The sequence below is a fragment of the Pseudomonas citrullilanati genome, from assembly GCF_030580855.1.
Taxonomy (GTDB): Bacteria; Pseudomonadota; Gammaproteobacteria; order Pseudomonadales; family Pseudomonadaceae; genus Aquipseudomonas; species Aquipseudomonas citrulli.
The window spans coordinates 1-13,323 of record NZ_JAUQOP010000071.1 but is presented as its reverse complement, the minus strand read 5'-3'; the positions used below and the strand labels follow the sequence as shown (position 1 = coordinate 13,323).

The window sequence follows — 13,323 nt, the reverse complement described above, 5'->3', positions numbered from 1 at the left end:
TTTGAGGTCCATAGGTTTCAGCTCTCTCCAGGGCATGGTCAGATCCTCGCGAAATCGACCATGCCAGTTAAAAACTGTTACCTATGTGCGTGAACTGATTTGTAACCCATGTGGGTGAGTCATACCGGCAAAGCGTTTTTGGTTACTTTTTGCGCTTTTCAAAAAGTAACCCGCCGTAAGGGCGGAACCGCTAGCCGCCGTCACCGCAGCAACGGATACACACCCCACCCCTCAACCCGGCGTATCAGACTGATTCCCCGGATGCGCCCGCCGAAACCCCAAATGCCCCTCCGCCAACGCCGCCACACGCCGTATCCGAGGATACGCCTGCAGCGAAACGTCAAACCGCTCGGCCGCATACAACTGCGGGATCAGGTACACATCCGCCAACCCCGGCGCCGCACCGAAACAATAGCCGGCATCGCCAATCAACTGCTCCACCGCCGCCAAGCCCTGGCTGATCCAGTGCCCGATCCACTCCTTCACCTGCGCCTCATCGTGCCCCCACTGTCGCAGCTTGTTGAGCACGCTGACATTGTGCAACGGATGAATGTCGCAACCGATCAACGCCGCGACGCCGCGCTCCCGGGCGCGAACCGCGAGGTCCGCGCTGAGCAGCGGCACCTGTGGATAACGCTCCTCCAGGTACTCAATGATCGCGGGCGACTGCACCAGCAGCTCGCCCTCATCGGTACGCAGCGCTGGCACCCGTCCCTGGGGATTGATCGCCAGGTAGGCCGGCTGGCGGTGCTCGCCTCCCGGCGGGGCGATCAGATTGACCGGCACGGCGGTGTAATCCAGCCCCTTCAGCGCCAGGGCAATGCGCACCCGGTACGACGAGGTGGAACGGTAATAGGTATAGAGTTCCATGCTCGTTCCTCAACGCGCCGGCTGGACCGTGCCGCGGCATTCGCCAAAGCCGATGGAGGCGAAACCTTCGCGGCTGCAACGAGCCCGCAAGATGATTTCGTCGCCGTCCTCGAGGAATCGACGCACTTCGCCAGACGCCAGCTCGATCGGTTTCTTCCCGCCCTCGGTGATTTCCAGCAGGCTGCCGAACTGGCCGTTCCCGGGGCCCGACAAGGTGCCCGAGCCGAACAGGTCACCGGCCTGCAACTGGCAACCGTTGACGCTGTGGTGCGCGACCATCTGCGCCACGGTCCAGTACATGTACTGGGTGTTGCTCAAGGTCAGGCGATGCGCTGGCAGGTTCTGCTCGCGCATGGACTCGGTCAGCAGCAGGACTTCCAGTTCGATGTCGAAGGCACCGCCGGCCTGGTCACGCGCGTCCAGCAGGTAAGGCAGCGGTTGCGGATCGCCCTCGGGACGCGCCGGCTGCGGACGGCGGAACGGTTCAAGGGCTTCGGCCGTCACCACCCACGGCGAAATGCTGGTGAGGAAACTCTTCGACAGGAACGGCCCCAGCGGCTGGTATTCCCAGGCCTGGATATCCCGGGCCGACCAATCGTTGAGCAGGCAGAAACCGCCGATGTGCTCGGCGGCGTCGCCGATGGCGATGGGTTCGCCCAGGGCATTGCCTTTGCCGATCCAGATGCCCAGCTCAAGCTCATAGTCCAGCCGCGCGCACGGGCCGAACGTCGGCTCGGCCTGGCCGGCGGGCAAGGTCTGGCCCTTGGGACGGCGCACCTCGGTGCCGGACGGGCGAATGGTCGAGGCGCGGCCGTGATAGCCGATGGGCACGTACTTGTAGTTGGGCAGCAACGGATTGTCGGGGCGAAACAGCTTGCCGACATTCTGGGCGTGTTCGATCCCGACGTAGAAGTCGGTGTAGTCATTGATCCTGGCCGGCAAGTGCATCTGGCAATCGCCGGCAGGTAGCAACACGCTGGCACCGAGGGCCTCGACGTCGCGACGCGACGGACTGTCCTCGCGCAACAGCTCCAGCAGGCGCTCACGCAGCGCTACCCGGGCACCGCGGCCCAGTTCGAAGAAAGCATTCAATTGGCCGCCGGCCATGGCCTGGACCGCCTCTTTCGCCTTGCCGTCAAACAGGCCCGCCTGCAGCGCCGCTTGCAGATCGAAGACGTGATCGCCGATCGCGACGCCACTGCGCAGGGCGCCGCCGTTGCTGAAAATGCCCAGCGGCAGGTTTTGCAACGGGAAGTCGGCATGGCCGTTGGCGGAGGTGACCCAGCTGCGGGCAGGGGAAGGTTGAGTCATGGGTTATCTCCGGGTCGGGTCGAACGTGACAGGCAGCGAGGCCCAGCACGCATCGTAGTCGGTTTGCAGTTGCGGGCAGTCCAGGGCGAAGCGGCTCGGACGCAGCACTTGGCTGGTCTCGAACATGAAGGCCATGGTGTTGTCGATTTTCGCCGGCTGGAGCTCGGCGTTGATCGCCTTGGTGCAGGTTTCCCCGTCCGGGCCATGGGCGCTCATGCAGCTGTGCAGCGACGCGCCACCAGGCAGGAAGCCTTCGGCCTTGGCATCGTAGGCGCCCTGGATCAGGCCCATGAATTCGTTCATCAGGTTGCGATGGAACCACGGCGGACGGAAGGTCTTCTCCGCCACCATCCAGCGCGGTGGGAAAATCACGAAATCCAGGTTGGCCAGGCCGTGGACGCTGGTGGGCGAGGTCAATACGGTGAAGATCGACGGATCCGGGTGGTCGAAGCTGACGGTGCCAATGGTGTTGAACCGGCGCAGGTCATATTTGTACGGCACGTTGTTGCCGTGCCAGGCGACCACGTCGAGGGGCGAATGATCCAGCTCGCACGCCCACAACTCACCCAGGAATTTCTGCACCAGCGTGGTCGGTTGCGAAAGGTTTTCGTAATGGGCGACCGGCGTCAGGAAGTCCCGTGGGTTGGCCAGGCCATTGCTGCCGATGGGCCCCAGGTCCGGCAGGCGCAGCGGTGCGCCGTGGTTTTCGGCCAGGTAGCCACGGGCCTGCGGGTCAAGCAGTTCGACACGAAACTTCAGGCCCCGGGGCAGCACGGCGATTTCCAGCGGCGCCAGTTCCAGTACCCCCAGTTCGGTGGCGATCCGCAACCGGCCCATTTGCGGCACGATCAGCCACTCGCCGTCCGCATTGAAGAACACCCGCTCCATGGAGCGGTTGGCGCAATAGTGGAAGATGCTGATGCCGGCCGGCTTGTCCGCCGCGGCATTGGCGGCCATGCGCACGAGGCCGTCGAGGAAATCGGTGGGCTCGGTGGGATTGTCCAGTGGGTTCCAGCGCAGCCGATTGGGCGTGACCTCCCCCAGCGGGCCGCCGACCACTTGCCGTTCCAGCCGGGTGAAGGCCGGGTGATTGGCCGATGGCCGGATGCGATACATCCAGGTGCGCCGCGCTTCGCTGCGGGCCATGGTGAACGCGGTGCCGGAGAACAATTCGGCATACAGGCCATAAGGGGCTTTTTGCGGGGAGTTCTGGCCCACCGGCAATGCGCCGGGCAGCGCTTCGCTGGCGAACTCATTGCCGAAGCCTGATTGATAAGCCAGGTCCGACGCTGGGGAATCGAGGTTCATGGAGCCTCCAGGGATGCGGCCTGCGACGATCGGGTGAGTGTGAGGCGCACCGGGTTATTTTTATCGTAATTCAATTACGCATAACGTAATTTGCTCGACGACGACCGTCAAGCTATAAAGACGCCCATTCGCCTCTGGACCCCGCGCCGCCATGGAAACCCCGCTCAACAACGGTAAACAGAAAGTCCGCTCGGCCGAAGTCGGCACCGACATTCTCAAGGCCTTGGCCGAGCTGTCGCCGTCCACCTCACTGTCCCGCCTGGCCGAACACGTGCAGATGCCGGCGAGCAAGGTCCATCGCTACTTGCAGGCGCTGATCGCCAGTGGCTTCGCCGAGCAGAACGCCGCCACCAACCACTACGGCCTGGGCCGCGAAGCGTTGCGCGTCGGCCTGGCCGCGTTGAACGGCATGGACGTGCTGCAAGTCGCCGCCATGCCCCTGGCCGAGTTGCGCGATGATTTGAACGAAACCTGTTTCCTGGCGGTGTGGGGCAACCACGGCGCCACCGTGGTGCGCATCGAACCGGCCGTGCGCGCGGTGACGGTCGTGACCCAACTGGGCTCGGTATTGCCCCTGCTCAGTTCGTCCACCGGGCTGGTGTTCAGCGCCTACCTGCCAGCACGCGAGACGATCGACTTGCGCGAACAGGAGGTGCGCGAAACCGACCGGCACGCCTTGGCGGACGACCAGGCCTACGCCGCCCTGTGCGAGCAGATCCGCCATCGCGGCTTGCACCATGTGCATGGCCTGCTGATGCCTGGCGTGGATGCCTTGTCCGCCCCGGTGTTCAACGCGGTCGGCCAGGTGGCCGCGGTGATGACCATCGTCGGCCCGACCTCGCTGTTCCACGCCGACGAAAACGGCCCGGCGGCGCAACGATTGCTCGCCGCGACCCGGGCCGTGAGTTGGCGCATGGGCTATGAAGCCGAGGGGTCAGCCCAGGAAGTCGGGCAAGATCCTGATCAGTAGATCATTGAGATGAGCAGGCGTCAGGCGCGGATGGAGATGACGCTCTTCGCCGCTGAAGGCGACCAGGTAGATGCCCTGGTGATCGCCCCTGGCGTGATAAGGAATATCGTTGTTGCCCAGGTGAGCCAGCAAGTATTCGACCAGGGGCTCGGATGAAAGCACTGCGCGATCTCCAGGCTCATGGTTGACGAAACTGGTGACAAAGACTTTCTCCAGGTCGACCCCGGGCAGATGGACTTTCAATGCGCCGTGAATGTCTTCGGCGCTCAACGGCATGATCGGCCGCTCGGATACATCCATCCCGGGTTTTTCGGCCAGGCTTGTCACGATGTCCGCGACGATCTTTTCGAACGTGAGCAAATCCAGCGCCTTGACCCGATCTTCGACGGCAAAGGAATAGCGTTTGGTGAAAATATGGGTGATGCCCTGGGTGTAGTGGGGCAGCGTCTGTTTCTGAACGCAGGCCAGTGTTTCATCGAACAAGGTCCTGGACGTTTCAACCTGGGGGTCGGGGTACCCTGCCACGGTATTCAGATAAAGGTTATGCGGGTTGAGGCCCAGCGCTTCCAGTTGTTCGCCCAACAGCACTTGCACGGCAAAATCGACGCGCGTGTTCTTGAGGGCCTGCAGTCTTTGGGAATAAGAAGAAAACATTCGAGTGTTCATGAACATCCTTGTCATCCGATGGCCCGAACGTCCTGTTCGAACCGGCACGGCCGTTATAACCCAGGCGACCTCCTATTTGTAGAACGGCAAATGTAAGAACCCGTAAGCCTTGCGGTGCGATTCAATGAGCCACACAGGCCACTAACCCATCATGCCCATGACCTTGGCCTTCGCCACTGCCTGGGTTCGCCGCTGGACGCCCAACTTGCTGTGTATCCGCCGCGAATGGGTTTTTACCGTGTGCAACGATATGAACAGCCGCTCGGCAATCTGCTGATTCGAATAACCTTGGGCAATCAGCTCCAGCACTTCCAGTTCGCGATGACTGAGCAAGGCGTCCTCGGCAGCCACTGGCGGCTCGGTCGGACCGGCCGACTGCGCCCAGCGCAACAGTTCGGGCTGGCGCAGGCGCAGTTCGCACAACGCTTGTTGGGCGCGCCAACAGGCCACGCGCTGGAGTCCGTCCTGGAGCAGCGCGCGGGCCCGTGGGCGATCGGCGGACAACCAGGCGACCTCTGCCAGCGCCAAGTACAGCTCGGTTTCCAGGCCATGCATTTCGGCGTGGTGGGCCTGGGCGATCATCGCCTCCAGGCGGGCTATCGGCGCCTGCGCCCGCTGCAGATACACCTCGGCCAGCAGCAACAGGTATTCCAGCCGCGGGATCAGCTCCAGGGTCGCGGGGGGCGCGTGCTTGGCCTGGGGCCCACGGAAATGCCGCAGCACGCGGGTCAAGGCTTCGTGGGCCAGCTCCGCCCGTCCTTGTTGCAGCCAGAACTGACAACTGGTTTGCAGCAGCACGCCGCGGTAGACCGTGTCGGGAATGTGCCGCTGCTGCATGATCCGCTCGGCGTCGCGCAGCTGCATGAAGGCTTCGCCATAGTCGCCTTGGTTGGCCGCCAGGCTGGCCTTGCCGAGAAAGCCGTAGAGCACCTGTTTATCCTGGCCGTGCAGGCCGATTTCCAAGCCGGTCTGGAAGTGTTCGGCGGCGCGTTCTTCAAAGCCCATGCGCAGGGCCAGGCGCCCACGTCGCAAGGCAATACGACCCAGCAGCGGGGAAAAATCCTGGCCTGGCCTGTCGAGCCGCGCCTGGACATCGCCCAGCAATTCGTCGGCCCGGTGCGGTGCGCCGCGTTGTTCCAGCACTTGCGCGTGATCCAGTTCCAGCAACCCTTCGAACGCCAGCGAACCCTCGGCCCGGGCCAGGCACAGCGCCTGGCGATTGATCCACTGCGCCGTGGCGAGTTCGCCCTTGAGCAACGCCTGCTGCGTCAGCCCCGACTGGCACAACAAGCGCGAAGCCCAGGCCTGCGGATCCAGGTGCGCCTGGGCCTGGAGGAAGTGTTCGCGGGCCGGGTCACCGTCGCCCGACAGGTGCAGCAACCAGCCCCGCAGGACTTGCCAGCGGGCGACCAGTTGGCGCTGCTGGCAGGCGTGCGGCTGCGGTGCGAACCGGGTCAGTTGTTCGATGCACACCGCGGCCTGGTCGAAACGACCGGCGTACAACAAGGCCGCGGTGACCAATCCCACCGATTGCGGCGTGCCGAGCGTCAGCGCTTCGCCTTGCTGGTCGTGCAGGCTCAGCAACAGCATCACGTTGCGGCCCTGCAAGACATGCTCGAAGCTCAGATGCTGCAGGACACTGACCGCCGTCTCGAACTCCTGCGCCAACATCGCCTGCTCGAACGCCATGGGCCAATCCTGCTCGGCGGCGAACCACTGGCAGGCCCGGCGGTGCCAGGAGCGGCCCTGGGGCCAGGGTTCCTCGCGGACCAATCGGGCCAGGGCCGGAAAAATCTGCAACCAGTCCGAGGACTGTTCCCACGGCTCGATGAAACAGCCCAGGTCCCTCAGCAGCGGCAGGCATTCAGCCCCCACCGTGTCGCCGAACAAATGCTCGCAAAGCCGCGCATTGAAGCGCGGCAGATGGGCCAGCACGCGCCACGCTTGCGCCAGGTCCGGGGTCAGGGTGTTGAACAACTCGTAGTCCAGGTAGTCCAGCAGGGTCCCGGGCCGCCCCGGCGTGGCATGGCTGCGGGCCCATTCGCAACGTTCGAGCAAGCTGATGCGCACCCCGGCACACCAACCGCCACTGCGCTGTATCACCTCTCGCGCCGTCCGGGCCGCCTGGGGGCCGGGCAAATGACGGAGCAGTTGCTGGACATCCCCAGGGCTGAAGACCAGCGCCTGCGCGTCGAACTCGTGCAGTTCATCGTCGAGCAGCAGCCGCGGCCAATTGCAGTGGGGACGACGACGACCGTTCAACCACAGGTGCAAGGCCGGGCTGCTGGTGCTCAACAGGCGATCGAGCAGTTGGTCCAATTCGGGGTTCGGCACCCGGCAATAATCATCCAGGAACAACCAGGTCGGTGCTTGCAGACGCGCGAGATGGCCCAGCAACCCTGCTTCGTCCATCACCGGCAACCCAAGGGTTTGCGCCAGTCGCTCGCACAGCTGCGCCGGGGCCAACGCAACGCCGCCCAGCGGTAGCCAATGCAGCCGGCACTCGGCGGGGGCCTGGAGGAAACACTCGGCGAACAGCGCACTCTTGCCACTCCCGGCCGGCGCGCACAGCAACTTCACCCGCGCCTCGGAGGTCAGCAGCGGCTCGCTCAAGGACCGCCGTGGCACGTGCGTCGAGGACAGGCGAGGGAGCAATCCTGGACGGTCCGGACACGGGGTCATGGCGGTCATGTAAGAGGGCCTTGTTTATTGTTGTTCCATCACCCTAGTCCTGTGTCGCCGACCTTTGGAGAAGTATTCAGCGCGCTGATTGGCGCCCATAAAAAAAAGACCGGCAGATGCGGCTGCCGGTCGTCATGCTTGGTTCAAATCGGGCTCTGTCCCGTGGCCGAAGGGCTACCGGACCCCGGTCGAACGCAGCGCCGCCGGCGTGTAGTCCGCGGCCCGCGCTTCGAAACCGTACTCGTAGCTGTGCTTCTCCTCGTTCTTCATCCCCAGGGCGATGTAGCGCCCGGCGATGATGTCGTAGAGCGCTTCGAGGGTGTAGCCCGGGTTCTGGTGGTCGTAGTAGAACTGGGCATGACCTTCGGCCACCCGCCACAGCTGGCCACGACCGTCGTAGTGGTCCACCAGCGCGGCTTGCCAGCTGTCTTCGTCGATGTACATGTGGCGCTTGGCGTAGATGTGCCGCTCGCTGGGCTTGACGGTGCCGACCACTTCCCAGACCCGGTGCAGCTCGTAGCGCGTCAGGTCCTGGTTGATGTGGCCGGCCTTGATCACATCGTCGTACTTGAGGCTCGGCGAATCGAGCTTGTAGCTGTTGTACGGGATGTACATTTCCTTCTTGCCCACCAGCTTCCAGTCGTAGCGATCCGGGGCGCCGGAAAACAGGTCGAAGTTGTCGGAGGTGCGCAGGCCGTCGGCAGCGGTGCCCGGGCCGTCGTAAGCCACTTGCGGGGCGCGGCGCACGCGACGTTGACCGGCGTTGTAGATCCAGGCCAGGCGCGGTTCCTTCACCTGGTCGAGGGTTTCATGCACCAGCAGCACGTTACCGGCCAGGCGCGCCGGGGCGGTGACCTCCTGCTTGAAATAGGTCAGCACGTTGCTGGCCTTCTCCGGGTCGGCGTCCTTGATCAGGAACGGCACGGCCACTTCTTCTTCGAAGCGGATCGGCGTGAAGCTGCCATTGGTCTGCGGCGTTGCCTGGGTGATGATGCGCCGCAGATTGCCGCCGTGATAGCGGGTGATGTGGTTCCACAGCACTTCCACGCCGTTCTTGGGAATCGGGAACGCGTAGTAGCGGTTGCCGGTGAAGTTGGCCAGGCCGTTACCGTCGTTGATGGCCGTCACGTTCAGCGCACTGCGCTTGGCCGACTCATAGATTTCCGGCGGCAGCGCAACGCTGCGGTGGGTCGGGTAGACCGGAATCCGATAGGTCTCCGGATAGCGCTTGAACATCGCCACCTGGCCTTCGGACAGCTTGTCCTTGTACTTGTCCACGGTCGCGGCGGAGATGGTGAACAGCGGTTTTTCATTGGCGAACGGATCGGCCAAAAAACCTTTGCTGTCCACCGCACCGGCATTCTTGGGGATGCCGCCGGTCCAGGCCGGGATCGAACCATCGGCATTACCGGCCTTTTCCGCACCCAGTGGCGTCAGGCTGGTGCCCAGCTTGTTGGCTTCCTCCGGCGAAACCGCCGCCATCACGTTCGCGGCCAGCAGGCTCAAGGCCAGGGCACCGCATTGCAGGATCATCTTGCGCATTGGGTTTTCCTTGTCAGCCAATCAGAAATTCACGCCGAAGCTCAGCGCGAGGAAATCGCGGTCTTCGAGGACGTTGTAGTCACCGCCGAAAAAGTCCGTGTAGCTCAGGCTCGCGGTGTAGGTGTTGCGGTAGTCGGCATCGACCCCGACGCTGATGGCCTTGGCCCCCTCGTTGAACAATCCGTTGGGACCGTAGCCGGCCACGTCGTGGGACCAGGACACGTTGGGCTTGAAGTTCACCCCGCCGATGACGTTGGAGTAGTCGAGAATCGCCCGGGCGCGGTAGCCCCAGGACGTAGAGGTGACGAAGCCTGCGGTGTCACCGTTGAAGCCATACTGGCCGAAGACCGAATCGCGGCCGTAGCGCAGCTTGTCCCTGGATTCCAGCCCGCCGACATGCACCACCGCCGCCTCGCCCACCAGGGTCAGGCGATCGGCGCCCCAGACCTGATCGATGAAGTGCGTCAGGGTGCTCTGGACCTGGGTGATTTCCTTGCGCCGGTAACCGGTGTTGTCCGCCCCGGGCGTGGTGGCGATGGGCGACGCCGCGCCACCGGCAATCGGGTTGACCAGGGCCAGGGTCAGGTCATTGGTGCTGAGCTGCACCGGCGCATTGGGCCGATAGCTGATTTCACCGGTCCACGCCGTGCCGGTCGGCAGCGTGGTAGAGAAGCTGGCGCCATACAGGCGGATGTCCTCGGGGTATTCGAGGTAGTACTGGCCGCGCCCCAGCATCACGCTCTGGGCCAGGCCCGAACCGCTGCCGGGAGCCAGGCCATTGGCGATCGCCACCATTCCCGGCAGGGCCGCCAGGGTGGAAGCACCGGCCGTGGTGGTGCCGACCGTGGGCGTGCGACTGTGGTAGTTCATGAAGTACAGGCCGTACTCGGTATCGTCGCCGAGCCAGCGCAACGCCGCGCCCCACTGGCCGGAATCACGGGCGTCGCGGTCACCGCCACGGGGAATGATCACCCCTTCCCTCGACACCTGGATCGGCTGGCCGAACGCCGCGGTGAGCGGTTGGAACGGCGCGATCGCCGGGCTGCCCACGGTGTAGCCGCTGGTGCAGCCATCGGCCACCACGTCGTTGCCGAAGAAGGTGCCGCAGTTGTCGACGACCGTCTGGTCCCACTCCAACTGGTAGAAACCTTCGAGGGTGAGCTTGTCGGTCAGGCCCTGGGAGGCGAACAGCATGTTCACCGGAATCAAGCCCTCCTTGATCTCCGCCCCCGGGCGACGGAACGCGGACACGTCGATCGGGTTGATGCTGTTGATGGAGTTGCCGATGAAGGTACTTTCCCCCCAACTGACCACCTGCTTGCCGGCACGCACCGTGCCCGGCAAATCGGCGATGGAGTAGTTGTGGTAGACGAACGCGTCGAGGATCTCCGCCCCCGACGACTTCGCGCCTTCCTTGCGGTTGCTGTCGCTGATGTCCTTGAACTCACGACCTTCGTCCTTGAGTTCGAAGTCGTACCAATACTTGCCACGCACGAACACACCGGTGTCACCGTACTTGAGTTCGAGGTCGTGCAGGCCCTTGAAGATCTTGGAAAACGTCTCGCCTTTCTTGAAGTTCAGCCGCCCGTCATCCCCGGTGGACGACTGCCCGCGGCCGCCGTTGACGGTGCCGACGAAATCCTTGTCCGCATTGCGCATGCCCCAGCTCGCGCCCACGGACAACGAAGAGTCGAACTGACCCTCGATTTCACCAATGTTGAACGAAACGGCCTGCGCCTGGGCACAGCAACCCAAGGCCACCGCGACGGCGAGCGCCTGCGGCTTGAAGATGGCGCGCATTGTTATTGTTGTCATGCGTCTTCCCCGGTGAGTGACAGAGGCTTCACCCTACTGCCGCACGCCAGGGGCGATAAGCGCACCAAGGGGGTATTCGCGCTGTACCCCGAAAGGATTACCCCCCACGCCGGACGGGCCCTGGCACGGGGCATCGACGGACTGGATGACGAGTTATCAGCCAGGCGCATGTTCAAGGGGCATCCGCGACTGTTGCGCGCACTGCAACAGTGCATGTCCGGATCAGGGCTGTTTCCATTCCGCCCGAATCCCTATGCTGGCCGGGCTTGCAGAGCAACGGGCCTGCAAGCGCAAGCCGCCATGGCGTCCCTCACGCCCGGCGCACCGTCATTCGGATGGATTGGCGCATCGGTCCATCTTCCCGTGTGTAACGACGTTGATTTGTAGCTCCTTTGCAACGTCATGTTTAGGCCGCTGCTATTTTGCAGCGGCCTTTTTTATGGGCGATGGAATTCGCTTCGCGTAGAGGCGAGGACAGATCGGGAATGGCATAGGCATCAGGCGACCCAGGGCATACGTCAAGAAAACAAGCGTGGCGACTTCGTGCGCCACCGCAAAGCCTACGGTGTGACCGACGTGGTGCCAGGGTGGTCAGGTGGTTGATTCCCGTGGCGAGGGAGCTTGCTCCTGCTGGGCTGCGTAGCGGTCCCCTTGGGTGAGCGCTGCGCGCTCAAGCGGGAGCCAGCGCCGTCGCCACGGGATCGTTTCGGTGCGTCAGACAGCGTAGCGTTGCAGATTCGCCATCATTTCCTTCAGCGCTTCCAGGTTGTCATTCGGGTGAACGGCATCCTCGAAGTCGCAGATCCGTTGCCAATGAGCGGCGACGTCTTCGGGTGAAAAACCTTTGCGCGGATCGAAGCCGGCACCCAGGCTCCGCTCCCAGCGGACCTTGCCCATCCAACCGCCACCCACTTCGAACAGGCCGGAGGTTTCCTGGCAGGCTTCGCTGGCCAGGTACACCACCAGGGGGCTGACGAGTTCCGGCTTGAGTTGTTCGAAGACCTGCGGCGGGATCAGGCCCTCGGTCATGCGCGTGCCGCCGGTGGGGGCGATGGCGTTGACCAGGATGTTGTTCTTGCGGCCTTCGATGGCCAGGGTGCGCGTCAACCCATAGAGCCCGAGCTTGGCCATGCCGTAGTTGGATTGGCCGAAGTTGCCGTAGATGCCCGAGGTGGAGGCGGTGAAAATCACGCGTCCATAATTCTGCTCCCGCAGGTGCGGCCAGGCAGCACGGGTGACTTTGTAGGCGCCCTCGACGTGGACACGGTAGACCAGGTCCCAATCGGCATCGTCCATTTTGTGGAATGTCTTGTCCCGCAGGATCCCGGCGTTGTTGACCACTACGTCGACCCGGCCGAACGCGTCGAGGGCGTTCTGCACAAGCTTGTCGCCGTCGGTGACCGAATCGTGGTTGGCCTCGGCGATGCCGCCCGCCTCGCGGATTTCAGCCACCACCCGATCCGCCGCCGAGGCGTTGGCCCCTTCCCCCTGTGCCGACCCGCCGAGGTCGTTGACCAGCACCCTCGCACCGTGCCTGGCGAACAACAGCGCATGAGCCCGCCCCAGGCCACCGCCGGCCCCGGTGACGATCACGACTTTATCTTCGAAGCGCACAGACTCATTCATGGCAGAACTCCAGCAGGCCGATAGGACATTGAGACCGAGTGTCCGGTACTCCTCGGCGGGTCACAATGAACTCGGCTGGGAGTGAATAGTGGGCGATAAGGTGGGGGGATGATGCGCAGGGTGGGGCGGGTTGGATTTTACTGGCGGGTCGAGGGCTTTCGCGAGCAGGCTCGCTCCCACAGGGGATCGGTGGTGTACGCCTAGCTTGAACCACCCCAAAACACCTGTGGGAGCGGGCCTGCCCGCGAAAGCGTCGGGTCAGTCGGCATCTTCGTCAACCGACCCACCGCCTTCGCGAGCAAGCCCGCTCCCACAGGGGGTTGGGGATAGCCGCGAGAATCAGTTCGACCGCCAGTCCGCGTTGCTCTTGCTTTGCTTTTGCTTTTGCTTTTGATCTTGATCTGAACGCCCCATTAACCACGCTGGCCGAACGCAGGTCTTGCGCAGTGGGCAACCCGGCATGGATGCCGGGTTAGCCGCGCTGGGCCATGGATGGCCCTTCGCGGCGGGCCCGCGGAGCAAGACCGGAGTGA

General features: G+C 63.7%; 9 protein-coding genes. 1 reads left to right on the top strand and 8 read right to left on the bottom strand.

Annotation, left to right across the window (positions count from 1 at the left end; genetic code table 11):
• Window positions 1–231: 231 nt before the first annotated feature.
• From maiA to hmgA, 3 genes are read right to left on the bottom strand one after another with little or no spacing between them, the layout of a single operon-like run.
• Entirely contained in the window at window positions 232–870 is a 639-nt protein-coding gene (gene maiA, locus Q6A48_RS25480) for a maleylacetoacetate isomerase (protein WP_304557232.1), read from the bottom strand.
• Window positions 871–879: 9 nt separating this feature from the next.
• Window positions 880–2,181, bottom strand: coding sequence for a fumarylacetoacetase (fahA, locus tag Q6A48_RS25475; RefSeq protein ID WP_304557231.1), 1,302 nt, complete (start codon window positions 2,179–2,181; stop codon window positions 880–882).
• 3 nt (window positions 2,182–2,184) lie between these two features.
• Window positions 2,185–3,489 (bottom strand): homogentisate 1,2-dioxygenase, encoded by a 1,305-nt coding sequence (gene hmgA, locus Q6A48_RS25470; protein WP_304557230.1) that lies wholly within the window; start codon window positions 3,487–3,489, stop codon window positions 2,185–2,187.
• Between the two features lie 151 nt (window positions 3,490–3,640).
• On the opposite strand from hmgA, the gene Q6A48_RS25465 reads away from it, so the two are divergent.
• The gene (locus Q6A48_RS25465; RefSeq protein ID WP_304557229.1) at window positions 3,641–4,459 is read left to right on the top strand and encodes an IclR family transcriptional regulator; all 819 of its coding nucleotides are present in this window, start codon (window positions 3,641–3,643) and stop codon (window positions 4,457–4,459) included.
• On the opposite strand, the gene Q6A48_RS25460 is transcribed toward Q6A48_RS25465, so the two are convergent.
• The 5 genes from Q6A48_RS25460 to Q6A48_RS25440 form a co-directional block, all read right to left on the bottom strand.
• Window positions 4,424–5,125 (bottom strand): hypothetical protein, encoded by a 702-nt coding sequence (locus tag Q6A48_RS25460; RefSeq protein ID WP_304557228.1) that lies wholly within the window; start codon window positions 5,123–5,125, stop codon window positions 4,424–4,426. The two genes, Q6A48_RS25465 and Q6A48_RS25460, sit on opposite strands and share 36 nt — an antisense overlap.
• 141 nt (window positions 5,126–5,266) lie before the next feature.
• On the bottom strand, window positions 5,267–7,816 hold the full coding sequence (locus tag Q6A48_RS25455) for a LuxR C-terminal-related transcriptional regulator (RefSeq protein ID WP_304557227.1): 2,550 nt from the start codon (window positions 7,814–7,816) through the stop codon (window positions 5,267–5,269).
• Between the two features lie 165 nt (window positions 7,817–7,981).
• Window positions 7,982–9,349: a DUF1329 domain-containing protein gene (locus tag Q6A48_RS25450; protein ID WP_304557226.1), complete on the bottom strand. Its 1,368-nt coding sequence runs from the start codon at window positions 9,347–9,349 to the stop codon at window positions 7,982–7,984.
• Between the two features lie 21 nt (window positions 9,350–9,370).
• Entirely contained in the window at window positions 9,371–11,164 is a 1,794-nt protein-coding gene (locus Q6A48_RS25445; protein WP_304557225.1) for a DUF1302 domain-containing protein, read from the bottom strand.
• Between the two features lie 714 nt (window positions 11,165–11,878).
• Complete coding sequence (locus Q6A48_RS25440; RefSeq protein WP_304557224.1) at window positions 11,879–12,790, bottom strand: SDR family oxidoreductase; 912 nt, start codon at window positions 12,788–12,790, stop codon at window positions 11,879–11,881.
• Window positions 12,791–13,323 lie beyond the last annotated feature (533 nt).